The sequence below is a fragment of the Thioclava sp. SK-1 genome, from assembly GCF_001705665.1.
Taxonomy (GTDB): domain Bacteria; phylum Pseudomonadota; class Alphaproteobacteria; order Rhodobacterales; family Rhodobacteraceae; genus Thioclava.
Genome location: NZ_MDHA01000022.1, coordinates 51,519 through 70,348 on the forward strand (window position 1 = coordinate 51,519; position 18,830 = coordinate 70,348).

An 18,830-nucleotide genomic window follows, 5' to 3' on the forward strand; every position below is an offset into this window, starting at 1 on the left:
TTTTACGCGGCCGGCAACGGTGCCGGCCTGCGCCCCTCTAACCGATGGAACAGATGGGTAAAGGCTGCCGCGCCCAACACCGGAACACAGAGGTTCACGAAGGGGATAGACAGCGGCACTGCCATCAATGCGCCCGTCATCCATATGGTCATCTTGTGGCGCAGATACATCTGCCGCACTTGCTCACGCTGCATACGGCGCGCTGCGGCCATCTGAAAATACTCCCGGCCCAGAAGATACCCGTTCAGACCAAAGAATAAAAAGGGCGCCAAGGGGATCACAAAGGGATAAATCAGCAGCGCCAATAGGTTGGCCACGACAATCACGCCCATAAAGCGCAAGCTGTCGCCCAATGTCTCGGCCAGCGTAAAGCGTCGGATCTCGGGCAGGCCGGGGTAATGCGCACCCTCAACCATTTCGGCAACATCTTCCAAAAAGAACCCGGTGAAGATGGAAGCCACCGGAAACATCAACACGACCGAAAGCACCATCATCATCCCGACAATCGCAAAGGATAAGATGTTATCGACCCAAGTGATGGTATAGCCGGTGAAGGGCAAGGTGATCTGATCAGGCAAAAACAGCCCCACGCCCCAGACCACAACGACCGTCATCGCAAACAACAGGGCAATCGCAAGCGCGATCCCCTTCAGCAAGATCTTCAATGCGCCGGGACGTAAAAGATCCTCGAATGCATTCGCAATAGAGGGAAAAATGATCATACGTCGATCCAGCTGACAACCACATCCTGATCAGGCCGCGGGCGATCCGTGGGAACAATCGCTTCGGTGCCGATGTGAATAAACCCGGCCACCCATTCGCCCGGTGCCAACTTCAAATGCTGCTTAGCAAAATCAGCGTCATGCGCGGCCCAACCCGAAAGCCAATTGGCCCCCCAGCCTGCCGCCAATGCCGCCATCAACACACCGTAACAGGCCGCGCCTGCGGACAGGGTTTGTTCAATTTCAGGCACTTTAGGGCTGTCTTTGGGTACTGCGATCACCGCGACACACAGATGACTGTCTTCAAATTGCTTGGCGGCCTTATCCGGGTCTGCCCCATGCTGAGCGCTGGCCCCATCCCGCGCCGCCCGGCCCAGACGTTCCAATGCGCTACGTTGCAACACCAGGAAACGCCACGGCTCCAGCTTACCATGATCCGGCGTGCGTAGCCCGGCGGTCAGGATCGGCTGTAGCGCCGCGCGATCAGGCACCGGCAGCGCCAATGTCTTCGCCGGACGAGAGCGCCGCGTCAGCAGAAACTCCAGCGCCGCCGGATCGGCCTTTGCTGGATTGATCGCGCCCATCGGGATGTCCATCGCATATCTCCTTCATCTGCCACGGCAATATCAGCACGCGAAGCATGGGTTTCAAGCCACCGCGACAGGATATGACGATTAAAACCCGAAATACCTGACCAATTCATCAAGGTATTCGGATGTGTGCGCGATCCAGCGGGATTTAGGCTGACGTGTGCGCAGATTTTGCGCCAGCGGATCAGGGACTGAAATCTTGCTTCCTGACATTTCCGACAAAACCGCATGGCCGCAAAATGGCACATAGGCTTCGGAGTAGCCGCCTTCATGCGTGACCATCAAACGCCCCTCACACAGGGCATCCGCGGCCTGCATCGCGCGCTGTGTCAGCAACTGGTAGCTTTCAACCCCCAGCACCATCTGCGCAATCGGGTCGCAAATCCCTGCGTCATAGCCGCATGCGATGATGATGCCATCGGGCTGATGGCGCGCCAAAGCAGGGGCGACGATTTTGTCCCATGCTTCAAGATAGCTGACCTGCCCCGTGCCCGGCGGCAATGGGATGTTTATATTGCTGTTTTGCGCGCCGCGAATGTCGACATCGCCGGTTTCGAGAGGATAGTTATGCTCTTGGTGCAACGAAATCGTCAAAACATCCGGGTCATCCAGAAACACCGCCTCCGTGCCATTGCCATGATGCACATCCCAATCCACCACTGCAAAGCGCTGGCCCTGCCCTGCCGCCTGTGCCGCACGAATGGCCACCGCGATGTTGTTGATCAGACAAAACCCATTGGGAAAATCGGGTAAGGCATGATGCCCCGGCGGGCGCGACAAGGAATAGCTGTTGCGATAGCGCCCTGTCATCACCTGCGACAAGGCCTGCACCGCAAGCCCGGCGGACAGCGCTGCCAGCTCATACCCGCCTTTCATGAAGGGGGTGCGCAGCCCCAATTCCCCCCCGCCGGCATCCGATGTGGCTTTAAACACATCCAGATAGCTTGCCGGATGCACCCGGTTCAGATCCGCATAGCTGGCTTCGGGGGCAGAGCCCGCATCGATCTGCGCCATCAACCCCGACACGCGCAGCAAATTAACCAAGCGCCGCTTGGTCTCGGGGCTTTCGGGCAGGCCACCGCCGGGCTGCACAAAGCCGCCAACAGGTAATGTCAGTGCATAATTCCCGCCGCCATGCCAGAATGAACGCTCATCATGGAAGAACCCTGTCTGCATCTTGCCTGCCTTTGCATGATTGTCGACAATTATCCTAGACCTAAAAACGAGGCATGAAAAGGCATGGCAGATCTGCATCCAACACCACAGCCGAGATCAGGCAAAGATATGGCACCGGGACAGATGATTTCCGTACGGGTGACGCCCAAGGCCTCACGCAATGTGATTTTGTACAGCGAAGACGGGCTGCGCGCCTATGTCACAACCGTGCCCGAGAACGGCAAGGCCACGGCAGCGGTCCAAACCCTGTTAGCACGCTGGTTGGGTGTGCCCAAATCACGGCTGGTCTTGGCCCGCGGCGCGACCCACCGCGACAAGGTCTTTCGGCTGGAGTAGCCCAGCACCATGACCCGCATAACGGCTTAGCCCTCTGACTGTGGCGTCACCTGATTAAGCCGATACGCGCCTTCGGGCAGGTTCAGCGCGGCAGCAAGCTCGCGCAGCTGTGAATGTGAAAATGTGATACGCTGCACAACTTCGGTATGCTCATCCATCTGCTCGATAACCACGCAATCCTCAAAGGATTCGATTTTCACATCCTCTTGCAGATAGTCGCGCGGGTCCGTCCCTTCATCAACAAGGGTGATTACAGTGGCGTCAAATTCGTGTTCGATTGTAAACATAGGGTCAGGTTACGCGCCTTAAACGCCGTGTCAAAGCAAACATTTCAGTGAGCGCACAGATTGACGGGTTTTCCGCTGATGCAGTGCCGGATATGCTCGCAACTCTGTGATACACCCAAGCGCCCCTTCTGCCGTCGATGAAAGCCCCTATGCCTGAGTTTCTTGCGCCCCGTCTTATTCGCAGCTTGGTCGCCATCTGTGCGCTGGCAGGTCTGAGCGCATGCGCCGTGCCACAGCAGCAATCGCTTGGCCATATCCGGCAGGCCAGCACATTGAACGATCCGATGCCCGGCCCTGATCAGGCCGCCCGCAACTTCATAACCGTGGCCCAACGCATGGAACCCGTGATCGAGGAAGAATGCCGCAATCGTACCAGCGGCAGCGGGCGCAATTGTGATTATCAAATCATGGTCGATGACCGGGCCGATCAAGATCCCAACGCCTTTCAAACCGTCGATCAGCTGGGCCGCCCCGTTGTGGCGTTCAATCTGGCCCTGATCGCTCAGGCGCAAAACCAAGACGAGCTGGCCTTCGTGATGGGCCATGAGGCCGCGCATCACATCGCAGGCCATCTGCAAAGCAAAGAAAAAGACGCCCAAACCGGCGCGATGCTGCTGGGATCTTTGGCGGCTGCCTCTGGTGCGGGGGCCGATATGGTGGCACAGGCGCAAAATCTTGGCGCCGAAATGGGAAGCCGCACATTTTCTAAGGATTATGAGCTGGAAGCCGATCGACTGGGCACGATTATCACCTACGACGCTGGCTATGATCCGCTGCTTGGCGCGCGGTTCTTCACCCGCATTCCCGACCCGGGCGATGTGTTCCTTGGCACCCACCCGGCGAATGCGCTGCGCCTTGATGTTGTGCGCCAGACGATGGCGCAATTGCAAGGCGGCGTTTAGGCTGGTTCCGCCGCACAGGCGCGCTATATCGTCCCCGGTAGCTATGGGGACATGTGGATGATATCTGGGCTTGGCTGGCGTCTGCGCCAAATTTTCCAACGAATTTGGGTGCGTGTCACAGCCTTCGGTGTGCTGGGTGTCATCGTGGCGCTAAGCGCAGCGTGGCTATCGCCCTTCCTGCCCGAGGATCTGGGAAAATCCATCGGTGCCGGGTCGGTTGAGGCGATCTTGAAAATCATCGCGAGTTCGATGCTGACCGTCACGACATTTTCTTTATCTATCATGGTGACTGCCTTCGGTTCGGCGCAAACCGGGGCGACGCCTCGTGCGATTTCGTTGCTGCAATCGGACAGCCTGACACAGCAAGTGATGGCCAGCTTCATGGGCGCGTTCATCTATGCGCTGGTGGGGATCATCGCCTTGGAAACCGGCTATTACGGCGATGCCGGGCAATTCGTTTTGTTCATTGCCACGATAGGTGTGATTGCTTTGATCGTGGCAATGCTGCTGCGGTGGATCCAACATCTAAGCGAATTTGGCAGGCTGGATGACACGATCACCCGAGTGGAGGAGGCCACGCGTGCCGCCATGCGCAAACGCTGTGAGACGCCGCTGATTGGTGGGGCAACGTGGCAAGCCATCTCTCCCGGGGCGTGGCGGGCGTGCGCCCATCGCACTGGCCATGTGCAAGTCGCGGATATGGCAAAGCTGCAATCCATTGCCCAAGAGCAAGACTGCCGGATCTGGCTTTGCGCCCCGCCCGGTGCTTTCGTGCACCCGGCAGAGGCGTTGGTTTGCTGTGATGCGCTGCCGATGGATGCCCAAGCCCGTGTGGCATTGGAAGAGGCGCTGCGCGACGCTTTCGTGATTGCACATGTGCGGTCCTATGATCAGGATCCGACATTTGGCCTGCGCGCGCTTGCTGAAATTGGCTCACGCGCGTTGTCGCCTGCGGTCAATGATCCCGGTACGGGGATTGATATCATGGGCCGGCTGCTGCGCGTTCTGGGGGAATGGACGCCCGAAACCTGCACGCAACCGCAGTTCGACAGGGTTTTAGTGCCTGCCCTCACCCCGCAAGAGCTGATCACCAACGCCTATGACGCGCTTGCCCGCGACGGTGCGGCACAGTTGGAAGTGGCGCAGCGACTGCAGCTGGTGCTAAATGCCGCCGCTTTGGTGAAGCCAGAGCTGTGCAAGGCGGCCGCCAAACAGGCCCGTCGCGCCGCCGATCATGCCGCTGCCGCGCTGACCCTGCCAGAAGACATTGCCAAAATCGAAGCCTTGGCCCGCAAAACAGAGCAACTGACGCAATAATCCGGGCTGTTCCTGCCCCTCGGTAGAATTTTATCTACGGAGTTTGATCCATGTCATGTCGTGTAGGCTTGGGTCTGCGCGACACTCTGGCGATATCAACAGCCGGAGTGTCGCGCCATGACCCACCCATTTGCAAATGCCCGAAGCCGGAACTATCACGCGGCCCTTGTCAGCAAGATGGCACGGGTTTTGGGCGTGGATTTGACACAGGCACGTGAAACTCGCACGCTGCCTGATGACCAATGGCGCGATGCGGTTTTGCGCTGCACCCAATGTGCGCAACCGGCAGACTGTCAAACTTGGCTGTCCGACCATGATGAACCATCCAGCGACCCTGCGCACACGCCGCATGCACCCGGGTATTGCGAAAATCGGCAGTTTCTAAAGCGGCTGGCCCAGACACAGCACGATTCCGACATGTCGAATTTGTGACCGTAGGAGGCGCCCTGAGGAGATGCGAACGGCCCCATGTTTCGCGACCCACCTTCGGGCGACGGCACAAGACAAGCGCCGCCTTTGGCAACAGGGGCGGCGCTTGCTTTTATCAGCTCGACCGATTGCAAACTGCGCAATACAAAACGGGGGCCACAAGGCCCCCGTTCTTATTTCTTATGATGGCAAAATTAATCTTGCGGAATGACCCGCAGATTCAATTCACGCAGCTGTTCATTCATCGGCTCGGATGGGGCCGACATCATCAGGTCTTCAGCGCGCTGGTTCATCGGGAACATGATGACTTCACGGATATTGGCCTCTTCGGCCAGCAACATCACGATACGGTCGATCCCGGCCGCACAACCACCGTGGGGCGGGGCGCCGAATTTGAACGCCTTGACCATACCGCCAAAGCGCTTTTCGACCTCATCCTTGCCATAGCCCGCCAGATCGAAGGCTTTATACATGATCTCAAGCTTGTGGTTCCGGATCGCGCCCGACACCAGTTCATAGCCATTACATGCAAGGTCGTATTGATAGCCAAGAACCTCAAGCGGATCACCATCCAGCGCCTCTAGCCCGCCTTGCGGCATCGAGAACGGGTTGTGGCTGAAGTCCAGCTTGCCCTCGTCATCCTTCTCATACATTGGGAAATCGACGATCCATGCGAATTTGAACACGCCTTTTTCGGTCAGGCCCAATTCTTCACCGATGACATTGCGCGCACGCCCTGCAACGCCCTCAAACGATTCCGGCTTGCCGCCCAGGAAGAAGGCCGCATCGCCCACCCCTAGACCCAATTGCTGCCGGATGGCTTCGGTGCGCTCTGGGCCGATGTTTTTGGCCAGAGGACCCGCGGCCTCAATCCCGTCGCCTTGGTCGCGCCAGAAAATATAGCCCATGCCCGGCAGGCCCTGCTCTTGCGCGAATTTATTCATTCGGTCGCAGAACTTGCGGCTGCCACCTTTTGGCGCAGGGATCGCGCGGATTTGCGTGCCTTCTTGCTCCAACAGTTTTGCAAAGATCGCAAAACCAGATCCCGCAAAATGTTCAGACACGATCTGCATTTCGATCGGGTTACGCAGGTCAGGCTTGTCCGAGCCATATTTCAGCAGCGATTCCTTATACGGGATCAGCGGCCAGACCGGATCAACCGTTTTGCCATTGCCGAATTCTTCAAACACGCCCTGAATGACGGGTTGAACTGCATCAAACACGTCTTGCTGTGTGGCGAAGGACATCTCCATGTCCAGCTGATAGAAATCAGTGGGAGAGCGGTCGGCACGCGGGTCTTCGTCGCGGAAACATGGCGCGATCTGGAAGTAACGATCAAAGCCCGCAACCATAATCAGCTGTTTGAACTGCTGCGGTGCCTGTGGCAGGGCATAGAATTTCCCTGGGTGCAAACGCGATGGCACAAGGAAATCGCGTGCCCCTTCCGGCGAGGAAGCCGTGATAATGGGCGTTTGGAACTCATTGAAGCCCACATCCCACATCCGGTTGCGGATAGAGCGCACAACATTCGACCGCAACATCATGTTTTGATGCAGCTTTTCGCGCCGCAAATCAAGGAAGCGATAGGTTAGGCGCGTTTCTTCGGGATAATCCTGCTCGCCAAAAACCGGCAGCGGCAATTCGCCGGCCTCGCCAAGGATTTCGATGTCGCGGACATAGATTTCGATTTCGCCTGTCGGGATCTTGGAATTGATCAGGCTGGCATCACGCAATTTAACGGTGCCGTCGATGCGGATCACCCATTCCGAACGCACAGTTTCCATCATTTTGAACGCGGCGCTGTCGCCATCGCACAGAACCTGCGTCATGCCGTAATGGTCGCGCAGGTCGATGAACAACACGCCACCATGATCGCGAACGCGATGGACCCAACCCGACAAACGAACAGTTTCACCGGCGTTGGCGGCGCTCAGGTCGGAGCAGGTATGGCTGCGATAGGCGTGCATATGGTATCTTCCCTCGGATTCATTGGGCTTTCAGCTTGGCCGATACACTCTTTAGGGGGCGAAAAGTCAAGACCACAGCAGCGGCGATACCCATTGTCGCGTGTAGAAAATCGCTCCAAACTTCCGCGAAGCTGCCCTAGTTTGGCCAAGATCAACCGCGATCACTTGAATAATCGATACCAAATATTTTTGACCGGACCCGCCATGCGAAATTTCAATTTACTTGCAACTGACCGAAACAGCCGCGTTGTCATTTGGCTTCTGCTGTTCCTTTGGGCCACGGTTACTTATTTCTTGAACCACAACACATGGGGCGATGACCTTGCCGCATTGTGGTTTGCGGGCCATTTCTGGGCGAATGGGCAACATACGCTGATCTATGCTGCGCCAGAGTTATTTTTCAATGGCACGCCGGCACAATGGCAGCCGTTTGTCGATGCAATGGGCATTCGGGGCGAAGAGGCGTTTCCGTTCATCTACCCGCCGATCTGGGCCGCCGTGATGGGGCCGATTACGCAGATCATGTCGGCGCAAACCTTCAACAACATTACGTTGGCCCTTTTGGTGGCAATGTTGGCCGCCTGTCCGGTGCTGGCCGAAAAGCTCGCGCGGCCAAAATGGATGAGCTATGGCCACTTTATGCTATATGCGTTTGGGTTGTTGCTGTTCGCGGTCCCGGTTCACGCTGCCATTTGGCTAAAACAGCCGACAGTTTTGACAACATTTCTGATCCTTCTTGCTTTGGTTATAGTGCAACGCGCCCCGTTTTGGGCAGGCGTTGCGATCGCCATCGCTGGCGCAATCAAATTGACTCCGATCGTCTTTGTTCTGGTTATGCTGCAAGCCCGGCACCGCAGGGCGCTGTATGGTGCCCTGATGGCTGTGGCCATCTGTGTCGCAGCCTCGGCTGTGATCGTCGGGCCGGAATTGCACGCGGCATTTCTGGCGCAAACCCATCTGGCCAGCGAAAGTTCAGTTATGGCCTTTATGAACCCGTCCCCACGGGTATTGGTTCATGCCATAATGGCGCTGATGGGCAGCGCGCCAGAACTGGCGATTACGGATAAGAATGTGGTGATTTTTCAGCCCCTTCCCATGATCAGCACCGTCTTGGCCGCCTGCGCGCTGCTTATCGCGCTGCCCGCCTTGCGCTTGATGTGGCAAAACAGCGGGTCACAGGCGCGCAGCCTGTCGACGCTGGGCATCGCAATCGTGGTGTTCTTATTTGGACCATTGAGCTGGTTGCATTACCTTATCTTGCCGATGCTGCTACTGCCCGCATTGGGATACGCTTTATCTCCAAAGGCCACCTGGTCTGCGATGTGGCTGGTCTTTTTGACCAACTCAAACATCGCCCTCTTCCTTTACGCCCATTTGCAGCACCGCCTGATCGTGTCAAACTTGGTGTCCACCGTGACATGGGCCGCGGTAATGCTGTGCTGCCTGTGGGCATTTGCCAAACTGAACCGGATGCAGGGATTCGCCGGATTGAGCTTGCCCGGGCCTGCAAAAAACACCCTGCCCCGGCAGGTTGCGCCCGGCGAATGATCGACTTGCACGCAGATTGAGTCCGATCAGGTCTTGCACCACGGGATAAGCCGACTATAACCCCCTTCGATTTGCGCGGTGCCGCTTTAGGCCTGCGCCCTTTGTAATGCGCCGAATCGAAGGGGTCCCAAGCCATGCCGAAGAGAACCGACATCAAGTCCATCCTCATTATCGGTGCGGGGCCTATCATTATTGGCCAAGCCTGCGAGTTTGATTACTCCGGCGCCCAAGCCTGTAAGGCCCTGCGCGAAGAAGGATACCGGGTTATCCTTGTGAACTCGAACCCGGCAACAATCATGACCGACCCGGAAATGGCCGATGCAACCTATATTGAGCCGATCACACCCGAGGTCGTCGCCAAGATCATTGAAAAAGAGCGCCCCGACGCGTTGCTGCCCACGATGGGCGGGCAAACCGGCCTGAACACCTCGCTTGCGCTGGCCGATATGGGCGTGTTGGAGAAATTCAACGTCGAACTGATCGGCGCAAACCGCGACGCCATTGAAATGGCCGAAGATCGCAAGCTGTTCCGCGAGGCAATGGACCGCCTGGGCATTGAAAACCCAAAGGCCACCATCGTTACCGCGCCGAAACTGCCCAATGGCAAATTCGACATCAACGCAGGCGTGCGGCAGGCGATGGCCGATCTGGAAGAAATCGGCCTTCCCGCAATTATCCGCCCCGCCTTCACATTGGGCGGCACGGGTGGCGGTGTGGCCTATAACCGTGATGATTACGAACGTATCTGCCGTTCGGGTCTGGACGCGTCACCCATGGCGCAAATCCTAATCGATGAATCACTTTTGGGCTGGAAAGAATACGAGATGGAAGTGGTCCGCGACAAAGCGGATAACGCCATCATCGTCTGCGCGATTGAAAACGTTGACCCGATGGGCGTGCATACCGGCGATTCGATCACCGTCGCCCCTGCGCTGACGCTGACCGACAAAGAATACCAGGTGATGCGCAACCACTCCATCGCGGTGCTGCGCGAAATCGGCGTGGAAACCGGCGGCTCCAACGTGCAATGGTCGATCAACCCGGTCGATGGCCGTATGGTCGTGATTGAAATGAACCCGCGCGTATCGCGGTCCTCTGCGTTGGCGTCCAAAGCCACCGGTTTCCCGATCGCCAAAATCGCAGCAAAGCTGGCCGTTGGCTTCACATTGGATGAGCTGGACAATGACATCACCGGTGTCACACCCGCCTCTTTTGAACCCACCATCGACTATGTCGTGACCAAGATCCCGCGCTTCGCATTTGAGAAGTTCCCTGGCGCTGAAGCCACACTCACCACCGCGATGAAATCCGTGGGCGAAGTTATGGCGATTGGCCGCACCTTCCACGAATCCATGCAAAAAGCGCTGGCCTCGATGGAGACGGGTCTGTCCGGCTTTGACGAAATCGAAATCGCGGGCGCGCCGGACAAAGCTGCGGTGGTCAAAGCCCTTTCCGTTCAAACCCCTGACCGTGTGCGTCTGATCGCACAGGCCATGCGCCAAGGCCTGACCAATGATGAAATCATCGCTGCCACCAGCTTTGACCCATGGTTCCTTGACCGGTTCCGCGAGATCGTGGATGCCGAAGCCGACATCCGTAAAAACGGCCTGCCGATGGACAACACCGGTCTGCGCAAGCTGAAAATGATGGGCTTCTCAGATGCGCGTCTGGCCAAGCTGACGGGCCGGACCGAAGGTCAGGTTCGCCGTGCGCGCCGCAATCTGGGTGTGACCGCCGTGTTCAAGCGGATCGATACCTGCGCTGCGGAATTTGAGGCACAGACACCCTATATGTATTCCACCTATGAAGCCCCGGCGATGGGCGATGTGGAATGCGAAGCGCGGCCATCGGATCGCAAGAAGGTCGTTATCCTTGGCGGCGGTCCAAACCGTATCGGTCAGGGTATCGAATTCGACTACTGCTGTGTCCACGCCTGCTATGCGCTGACTAAGGCCGGTTACGAAACCATCATGATCAACTGTAACCCAGAGACAGTGTCGACAGATTACGACACCTCTGACCGGTTGTATTTTGAACCGCTGACTCTGGAACATGTGCTGGAAATCCTGCGCGTGGAACAAGACAATGGCACGCTGCACGGCGTTATCGTTCAATTCGGCGGCCAGACCCCGTTGAAATTGGCCAATGCGCTGGAGGCCGAAGGCATCCCGATCCTTGGTACCACGCCAGATGCGATCGACCTTGCCGAAGATCGGGAGCGGTTCCAGGCCCTGCTGAACAAGCTGGAGCTGAAGCAACCCGTGAACGGCATCGCCTCATCCGATGCGCAGGCCTTCGAAATCGCAGGTAAAGTGGGCTATCCGCTGGTCATCCGCCCGTCCTATGTTTTGGGCGGGCGCGCGATGGAAATTGTGCGCGATCTGGACCAGTTGAAGCGCTATATTAATACGGCTGTGGTCGTTTCGGGCGACAGCCCGGTGTTGCTGGACAGCTATTTGACCGGTGCGATTGAAATCGACGTAGATGCGCTATGCGATGGGGAGACCGTCCATGTCGCAGGGATCATGCAGCATATTGAAGAGGCCGGCGTGCATTCGGGCGACAGCGCATGCTCCTTGCCGCCCTATTCCTTGTCGAAAGAGATCATCGAACAGCTGAAAGAGCAGACCGTCAAGCTGGCTCTTGGGTTGAACGTGAAGGGTTTGATGAACATTCAGTTCGCGATCAAAGATGGCGATATCTATGTGCTAGAGGTCAACCCGCGTGCCTCGCGCACCGTGCCCTTCGTGGCCAAAGCCACCGATAGTGCGATCGCGTCAATCGCCGCGCGCCTGATGGCGGGCGAACCGATGTCAAACTTCCCGCAGCGCCCGGCCTATCCGGAAAATGCTGGCCCCGAAGACGATCTGCCCTATGCGGATCCGATGACCTTAGCCGATCCGATCACGCCTTGGTTCTCGGTCAAAGAGGCCGTGCTGCCCTTCGCGCGCTTCCCCGGTGTTGACACATTGTTGGGCCCAGAGATGCGCTCCACCGGTGAGGTCATGGGCTGGGATCGCAACTTCCCGCGCGCCTTCTTGAAGGCACAGATGGGCGCTGGGACACAGTTGCCAGAAGAAGGCCGCGTGTTCATCTCGATCAAGGATGCCGATAAATCGGATGATCTGGCCGCCGCGGCACATGACCTCATCGCCATGGGCTTTACCATCACCGCGACACGCGGCACCGCCGAGTGGCTTAAGGCGCAAGGCGTTGCCACAGAAGCGGTGAATAAGGTCTATGAGGGACGGCCGAACATCGTGGATCGCATGAAAAACGGTGATATAGCGCTGGTCTTCAACACGACCGAAGGCACGCAATCCATATCGGATTCGCGCGAAATTCGGTCAGTCGCGCTCTATGATCATATCCCGTATTACACCACCGCCGCCGGGTCCATCGCAGCCGTCGCTGCCATGAAAAGCCGCGGAGACGGAGAGCTAAGCGTCCGCTCGCTGCAAGCGTAATACTGTTTTTTGGTTTGGGCGGGGCGATCTGTGCCGCCCAAACCATATAAAACGCTTTCCCCACAATGCATGGAGGCTGGCGTTACATGCAAAGGGCTGGCCGATGTGCTGGCCAGTGTGATGCGCACGAAATTTACCAAGCTGGTTCAACAACAATCCCGGCTGCTCAGGCATGAAACCGATCAACCGCGTTGTTGCCTATTCTTGCCCTTAGGTCGGTGATACAGAATTGGCGATGCGGCCATGGTAACTCGTTGACCATCCGCGCATGCTTTACATCCCCAGCATGCTTTTCATCCCCAAGCGACAAGCCTCAAAAACCCAGGCGCCACTTAACACACCAAGATCCAACGGTCCGGTAGTGCGCTAACATTCACGCGTGCCAAAATCGTGCAAGCTAATCATGTGGAATAGCCCCTGGAATTCTAGACACCTTACTTTCGCAATTGTGAAAGCAAGGAGGGTAATTCCCCCGAAAGTAAGGGGCTGCATGAGTAGAATTTTCTCAGCCAGATGGATGAGGAGATTTTTCATGAAAACAATGAGATACACAGATTATTGCGATTCTGCAGCAGGCCGAAGGCGGTGTTCCGGTGGCCGTGCTGTGCCGCGAGCATGGCATGAGCAGCGCCTCCTTCTACGCATGGCGGGCGAAACATGCGGGCATAGATGGTTTATGGTTAGCCCAATGAGGAGCATGGAAGAGGAAAACCGGCGGCCGAAACGGATGTATGCGGACCTGAGCATGCAGGCGGATTTGCTGAAAGAAGCCCGTGGCATCAGTGACGGGCCATCGTAATGCCGCGAGATGGCTGAAAAGGCGGTGGCGCGACGAGGGGTGCATTGCCTTCGCCTGGCGGGCCTTTGCGTTCAGAAAGACCTGCTACCGCAACAGCCCGAAGCTGGACGGTGAGAACAAGCGGATCGCCGAATTACCGGCTGGCCTGACGGATGCCCCCACGACCTGGGGGTTCCGGCTGTGTTTCCTGCATTCGCGCAGGTGAAGCGTCATCCAAGGAGCCACAAATGCGGGGGTGCCCTGAACATTGTGTAATTCGGCCGGTCCATGCGGTTGGGGATACTCAAGCTTCAAAACGCTCGCCAAACATTATGGTGAGCTGGTTGCGGGCGGTAAACCATTTCTGAACGTTTCAGCCATCCTTTTCGAACTTGCGGATGGCGAGATAGATCAGCTTGGTCGCCGCTTCGTCCGTCTGACCGGAGTCGCGCGTCTTGATCGATTTCCCGATCACGCAGTTCAGGCTCTCAATGGCACTCGTCGTGTAGATGAGCTTGCGCATTACCGGATCGAAGCCCAAGAACGGGATCCCATTCTGCCAGGCCCGGCGCCCGCGGGGCGATTCAGGCATATTTCCCGGCCCATTTCTCTTCGAAGAGAAATTTTAGCTCGTTGACGGTCGCCCTCCTTTAAGGTCTTCCACCATCGTTATTTCACCACGTTTCGAAATCAAATGTGGGAAATGGATCCTCATACTGAAAATTAATGTATCCTAATCAGCACATTGAGCGAAGGATGATGGCGGAAGCGGTGGGATTCGAACCCACGGTGGAGTTTCCCCCACGCTGGTTTTCAAGACCAGAGCCTTAAACCACTCGGCCACACTTCCATGTCAGCTGCGCAAGGGCAGTGAACGTGGTCACGCAGATAACTTGCATTGCGCGCTGTGACAAGAGCTTTGCTGCACTATCCGCTGTGAAAAAACCATGAGCAGCGGGAATTATCTTATTCTCAGCCCTGCTGGGCTTCTTAAGACGTTGCATGGACACAACTGCCCCGAGGGATCGCAGCGCGGCAGCATCGTAACAGGCTGCACGGCCACGATCACAGGGCATATTAGCGCATTTGCAAAACAATCGGTGCAACGCTTGCCGGATCAGTGCGCATCCGCAGATCGGCGACTGCATCCGTATCGACCGGCGTGCCGGTATTGCCCCAGGAACTGCGCACGAATTGCAAGACCTCAGCGATCTGCGTATCGTTCAAACGGTCACGATAGGGGGGCATCCGATAGCTGTCTGGCATGCCATCAGCCACGACCCGGCCCGATCCATTCAGTGTCACATTGATCTGCGACGCAGGCTCGGTCCCTTGGGATGAGGTCGCACCCGCCAAAGCCGGGATCCATTCATTTTGTCCCAACCCATCACGCCCGTGGCACGCTGCACAATTGGCCATATAGGTTTCGGCCCCCGGAAGACCCGATTGCGCCGCCTCTACCAGCGATGTAACCGTTGCTGGCTGTGCCTGCCAGCCCGGCCCCTGCCCCGGTAGCGATTTCAAATAGACCGAAATCGCACGCAGGTCATCGTCAGTCATGAATTGCAGAGAATTGTTAAACGCCTCGGTCATCGACCCAAAGACAACCGCATGATCATTGCGCCCCTGTGACAGGAAAGCGAACAGATCATCTTCGCTCCAACGGCCAATGCCTGCAGCACCATCGCCGCGCAGGCTTGGCGCAAACCAACCATCCAAAAGCGCGCCAGACAGGAAATCCGGGTCCGAACTGTCCAGCCCCTGTTCATTCATCGCCATGCCGCGCGGCGTATGGCAGCTGCCGCAATGGCCTGCGCCCTCGACCAAATATGCGCCACGGTTCCATTGTTCAGATTGGTCAGGATCGGTTTGATAGGTCTGGCCTGTGGTAAAGACCACATTCCACAGTGCCAACGGCCAGCGGATATTCAGCGGCCACGGGATATCGCTTTGCGCCGCAGCCTGCTGCACTGGTGTCACATCGTTCATGAAAAACGCATACAATGCGGAAATGTCATCATCGGACATTTTCTCATAGGATGGGTAGGGCATTGCCGGATACAGGCGGCGGCGATCCGGGGTCACACCATGGCGCAGGGCACGATCAAAATCGGCAAGGGTGTAAGTGCCAATCCCGGTCTGCGGGTCCGGAGTGATATTGGTCGCAAAAATCGATCCCAGGGGTGTCCCCATCTCTAGCCCGCCTGCGAAGGGCGCACCATCCTCCAAGCTATGGCACGCCACGCAGTCGGCTTGCCGGGCGACATATTCTCCACGCGCAATCAGATCAGGTGTCGCCTGCGGTGCCGCCCCATCAAAGGGCGAGGACGGCAGCCGTGTAACAAACCATCCGCCACCGGCCAGAATAATCAGCGCGATGCCAGCGAAACTAAAACGTTTTTTCAAGGGACTATCCGGTCTTTGGGTCACGATACGGCCTGCTGCCCGATCTGCACGGGAAGCAGGCCAAAGGCTTAGCTGTCGAAGCGCAGTCGCGACAGCGGCATACGGCGCACAGGTTTCCCTGTCAGCGCAGCAACGGCATTGGCCACCGCCGGCGGCACGGCAGGAAGCGGCGGCTCCCCAACACCGCCGATGGGCGCGCCGCTTTCCAAAATACCCACATGGATTTCGGGCATCTGATCAGGCGGCAAAATGGAATACATGTCGTAATTGCGTGCCACAGGCTCGCCTTTATCCCAACGCGCTTCTTCCATCAGAACCTGCGACAGGCCCAGGGCCGCAGCGCCCCGAATTTGCTGGCGCACCAACATCGGATTGACGATGGCCCCGGGGTCCAGCACCTCCCAGATATCATGTACACGCACCTGCCCGTTCTCGATCGAGACCTCGGCAATCGCCGCTGCCTCTGACCCGAAGGGAGATGCCATGCCGATGCCACGCGCCCGCATCGAGCCATCTTCGGCGGTGAAAGGCCCACGTTTCCACCCCCCTGACAGATCCACAACCGCCTCCAGCAATTTGGTCAAACGTGGCGTATCGCGTAGCAGATGTTTGCGCAGCGCCAGCGGATCCTGCCCGCCCGCGTTTGCCAACTCATCCAGGAAGGATTCATAGAAGAAGTCATTCATTGAATTCCCGACCGAGCGCCAATAGGCCAGCATGACTGGATTTTCGACATAGACCTGCGCGATACGCAGGTTTGGAATGGCATAGGCCTTCTTGCTAAGCCCCTCAACCGCGGTTTCATCCACGCTATCGCCATGACCATAGACGGCTTCAGTCGGGCCCTCTGTGGCAGAGACGGCTTCAATCGCCAGCGGCATCCCATTGTCATCCAACGTGCCACGGAACCGCACAGCAGCCATCGGACGCATGGGATCACGCAGAAATTCCTGCTCGCGGGTCCAGATCACTTTGACAGGGCGACCCGTGCGCCGCGCCAATTCAATCGCCTGCGGATAGGCACTTGCAGCGGGATACAGGAAATGACGGCCAAAGAACCCGCCCAAAATCGGGGAATGAATATTGATCTGTGCGGGTTCCAACCCGGTCAACCCGGCCACTGCCGCCTGATATTGTTCCGGTGCCTGATTGGGCAACCACAGATCCAATGTGCCATCAGGATTGAACCGCGCCAATGTCGACGGCGGTTCAAGCTGCGCATGATGCAGATATTGGCTGTGATAAGTGGCCGAGATAACCGTCTGCGCCGCGTCCAGAACGCCGGGCGCATCGCCATGTGCTTCGGCTTCGGTTTCTGGCCCGGTGGCGGCTGCCAACTCCTGCGCAAAGGCATCAGAACTGAAATCAGCAGGAAGGGCACGCCATCCTTTTGGCAGGTCGGTGCCCTCGACCCAGTCGACCTCCAATGCCTCAACGGCGCGTTTGGCCGTCCACCAGCGTTGTGCCACCACAGCAACGGCCCCGTCCAAAATTTCCACCGCATGCACACCGGGCAATGCAGCAACCTGATCACGGTTGCGAATGGTCTCGACCATCAGCCCCAGACGTGGCGCGTGTTGAACGGCCCCATGCAGCATCCCGTCTACAGTTACATCGATGGAATATTCTGCCCGCCCGGTGGACTTGTCGTAAACATCCAGACGTTTCACCGGTTGCCGGATCCAGCGGAACGTCGCCGGGTCGCGCAGTGCGACGGTTTCGGGATCGGGCACCGGCAGATCAAAGGCCGCTGTCGCCAGATCGCCATAGGCAATACGCCGATTGCTGCCCGCATGGATCACAACGCCCGGCTCTGTCGTCAATTCACTGGCCGGGACCTGCAATTGATCGGCCGCCGCCGTGATCAACATTGCGCGCGCGCTCGCGCCCAGTTTGCGCATCAATGGATAAGACATCCGCACCGACATCGACCCGCCGGTGATCCGCATCTGACCGCCAATCACCAGATAATCGGCGCCTGCCGGGGCATTTTCCACGATGAAGCTGGATGGATCAGCATCCAATTCCTCACCAATGATCTGCGCCATACCGGTGAAAATCCCCTGCCCGCCTTCCACAAACGGACTAAGCAGCCGCACCGTGCTGTCAGGTCGGATTTCCAAAAACGCAGGAACATTGCTGCCTGGCGCCATTGTCGCCGCAGCTTGCGCCCTTGCCGTGCCCGATGGCAGACCAAACCCCAGCACCATCGCACCCGCTCCGATGCCAAGCGCACCGCGCAACACAGAGCGGCGCGACAGGTTGACCGGTGCACCATGAGTGAAATCCTGCGGGTCGACGCCCGGGATAAGACCTTTGATCATATCCATTACAATGGTTCCCCCTTGCGTCCAGACAGATCGTCAATCGCGGCCTTGATATAATTATAGGTGCCACAGCGGCATAGGTTGATCATTGCGGCACGCACATCCTCTTCGGTGGGCTGCGCGACCTCTTTTAGCAATGCCGTCGCCGCCATCACCTGGCCCGATTGGCAATACCCGCATTGGGGCACCTGATGTTCAACCCATTTTTCGACCACACGCGCACCGACATCATCTTGTTCAATCGCTTCAATCGTTGTGATTTCAGTGCCTTCCAGCATATCGACGGTCGTCACGCATGACCGCGTCACTTGCCCGTCCACCAAAACTGAACATGCGCCGCATTGCGCCAAACCACATCCGAATTTCGTACCCGTCATGCCAAGATTATCGCGCAACACCCACAGCAGCGGCGTATCGGCGTCAGCATCTACCTCATGTGTCTGACCATTGATGTTCAATTGCATTGGGGGCTCCTGACGCAAATTGGAACGGGTCCGGAACGGCTTATGCCGCCCGGACCCATCAGAAAAGTTATATTCAAGCTAGGGCGCACCCCCACCCAAGGAAAGAGAATTATA

The 18,830-nt window shown here is 57.5% G+C and carries 15 protein-coding genes, 1 tRNA gene and 1 pseudogene; 7 read left to right on the forward strand and 10 right to left on the reverse strand.

Annotated elements, in window-relative coordinates:
* Window positions 1–2: 2 nt before the first annotated feature.
* The 3 genes from BFP70_RS02285 to BFP70_RS02295 form a co-directional block, all read right to left on the reverse strand.
* Window positions 3–722 (reverse strand): EI24 domain-containing protein, encoded by a 720-nt coding sequence (locus tag BFP70_RS02285; RefSeq protein WP_083217309.1) that lies wholly within the window; start codon window positions 720–722, stop codon window positions 3–5.
* On the reverse strand, window positions 719–1,318 hold the full coding sequence (locus tag BFP70_RS02290; protein ID WP_066009758.1) for a nitroreductase: 600 nt from the start codon (window positions 1,316–1,318) through the stop codon (window positions 719–721). The genes BFP70_RS02285 and BFP70_RS02290 overlap by 4 nt, the downstream gene beginning before the upstream one ends.
* Before the next feature lie 78 nt (window positions 1,319–1,396).
* Window positions 1,397–2,488 (reverse strand): class II histone deacetylase, encoded by a 1,092-nt coding sequence (locus BFP70_RS02295; RefSeq protein WP_066009759.1) that lies wholly within the window; start codon window positions 2,486–2,488, stop codon window positions 1,397–1,399.
* Window positions 2,489–2,596: 108 nt separating this feature from the next.
* Here BFP70_RS02295 and BFP70_RS02300 point away from each other — a divergent pair, with 108 nt between their 5' ends.
* Window positions 2,597–2,824: a DUF167 domain-containing protein gene (locus tag BFP70_RS02300; protein ID WP_066009823.1), complete on the forward strand. Its 228-nt coding sequence runs from the start codon at window positions 2,597–2,599 to the stop codon at window positions 2,822–2,824.
* 26 nt (window positions 2,825–2,850) lie between these two features.
* Here BFP70_RS02300 and BFP70_RS02305 read toward each other — a convergent pair whose 3' ends face one another.
* On the reverse strand, window positions 2,851–3,111 hold the full coding sequence (locus BFP70_RS02305) for a hypothetical protein (RefSeq protein ID WP_066009760.1): 261 nt from the start codon (window positions 3,109–3,111) through the stop codon (window positions 2,851–2,853).
* A 149-nt stretch (window positions 3,112–3,260) separates the two neighbouring features.
* Between BFP70_RS02305 and BFP70_RS02310 the strand changes: the two genes are divergently transcribed.
* The 3 genes from BFP70_RS02310 (at window position 3,261) to BFP70_RS02320 (ending at window position 5,762) form a co-directional block, all read left to right on the forward strand.
* Window positions 3,261–4,013: a M48 family metallopeptidase gene (locus BFP70_RS02310; RefSeq protein ID WP_066009761.1), complete on the forward strand. Its 753-nt coding sequence runs from the start codon at window positions 3,261–3,263 to the stop codon at window positions 4,011–4,013.
* 51 nt (window positions 4,014–4,064) lie between these two features.
* The gene (locus BFP70_RS02315; protein ID WP_083217310.1) at window positions 4,065–5,330 is read left to right on the forward strand and encodes a DUF2254 domain-containing protein; all 1,266 of its coding nucleotides are present in this window, start codon (window positions 4,065–4,067) and stop codon (window positions 5,328–5,330) included.
* 117 nt (window positions 5,331–5,447) lie between these two features.
* Window positions 5,448–5,762, forward strand: coding sequence for a DUF6455 family protein (locus BFP70_RS02320; protein WP_066009762.1), 315 nt, complete (start codon window positions 5,448–5,450; stop codon window positions 5,760–5,762).
* 191 nt (window positions 5,763–5,953) lie between these two features.
* Here BFP70_RS02320 and aspS read toward each other — a convergent pair whose 3' ends face one another.
* A complete protein-coding gene (gene aspS / locus BFP70_RS02325) occupies window positions 5,954–7,726 on the reverse strand; it encodes an aspartate--tRNA ligase (RefSeq protein ID WP_066009763.1) in 1,773 nt (590 codons plus the stop codon).
* Between the two features lie 204 nt (window positions 7,727–7,930).
* Between aspS and BFP70_RS02330 the strand changes: the two genes are divergently transcribed.
* The 3 genes and pseudogenes from BFP70_RS02330 to BFP70_RS20200 form a co-directional block, all read left to right on the forward strand.
* Complete coding sequence (locus BFP70_RS02330; protein WP_066009764.1) at window positions 7,931–9,274, forward strand: glycosyltransferase family 87 protein; 1,344 nt, start codon at window positions 7,931–7,933, stop codon at window positions 9,272–9,274.
* Window positions 9,275–9,408: 134 nt separating this feature from the next.
* Window positions 9,409–12,741, forward strand: a complete 3,333-nt coding sequence (carB, locus tag BFP70_RS02335) for a carbamoyl-phosphate synthase large subunit (RefSeq protein ID WP_066009765.1) — start codon at window positions 9,409–9,411, stop codon at window positions 12,739–12,741.
* Window positions 12,742–13,295: 554 nt separating this feature from the next.
* Window positions 13,296–13,768: pseudogene (locus tag BFP70_RS20200) on the forward strand (transposase); the annotation flags it as partial.
* Window positions 13,769–13,892: 124 nt separating this feature from the next.
* On the opposite strand, the gene BFP70_RS02345 reads toward BFP70_RS20200, so the two are convergent.
* The 5 genes from BFP70_RS02345 to BFP70_RS02365 form a co-directional block, all read right to left on the reverse strand.
* Window positions 13,893–14,111 (reverse strand): transposase, encoded by a 219-nt coding sequence (locus tag BFP70_RS02345; RefSeq protein WP_066009766.1) that lies wholly within the window; start codon window positions 14,109–14,111, stop codon window positions 13,893–13,895.
* Between the two features lie 168 nt (window positions 14,112–14,279).
* Window positions 14,280–14,369: transfer RNA gene (locus tag BFP70_RS02350), tRNA-Ser, on the reverse strand.
* Window positions 14,370–14,596: 227 nt separating this feature from the next.
* Window positions 14,597–15,925, reverse strand: coding sequence for a cytochrome c (locus BFP70_RS02355; RefSeq protein ID WP_066009767.1), 1,329 nt, complete (start codon window positions 15,923–15,925; stop codon window positions 14,597–14,599).
* A 68-nt stretch (window positions 15,926–15,993) separates the two neighbouring features.
* Complete coding sequence (locus tag BFP70_RS02360) at window positions 15,994–18,255, reverse strand: molybdopterin cofactor-binding domain-containing protein (protein ID WP_255356570.1); 2,262 nt, start codon at window positions 18,253–18,255, stop codon at window positions 15,994–15,996.
* The gene (locus BFP70_RS02365; RefSeq protein ID WP_066009768.1) at window positions 18,255–18,716 is read right to left on the reverse strand and encodes a (2Fe-2S)-binding protein; all 462 of its coding nucleotides are present in this window, start codon (window positions 18,714–18,716) and stop codon (window positions 18,255–18,257) included. The genes BFP70_RS02360 and BFP70_RS02365 overlap by 1 nt, the downstream gene beginning before the upstream one ends.
* Window positions 18,717–18,830 lie beyond the last annotated feature (114 nt).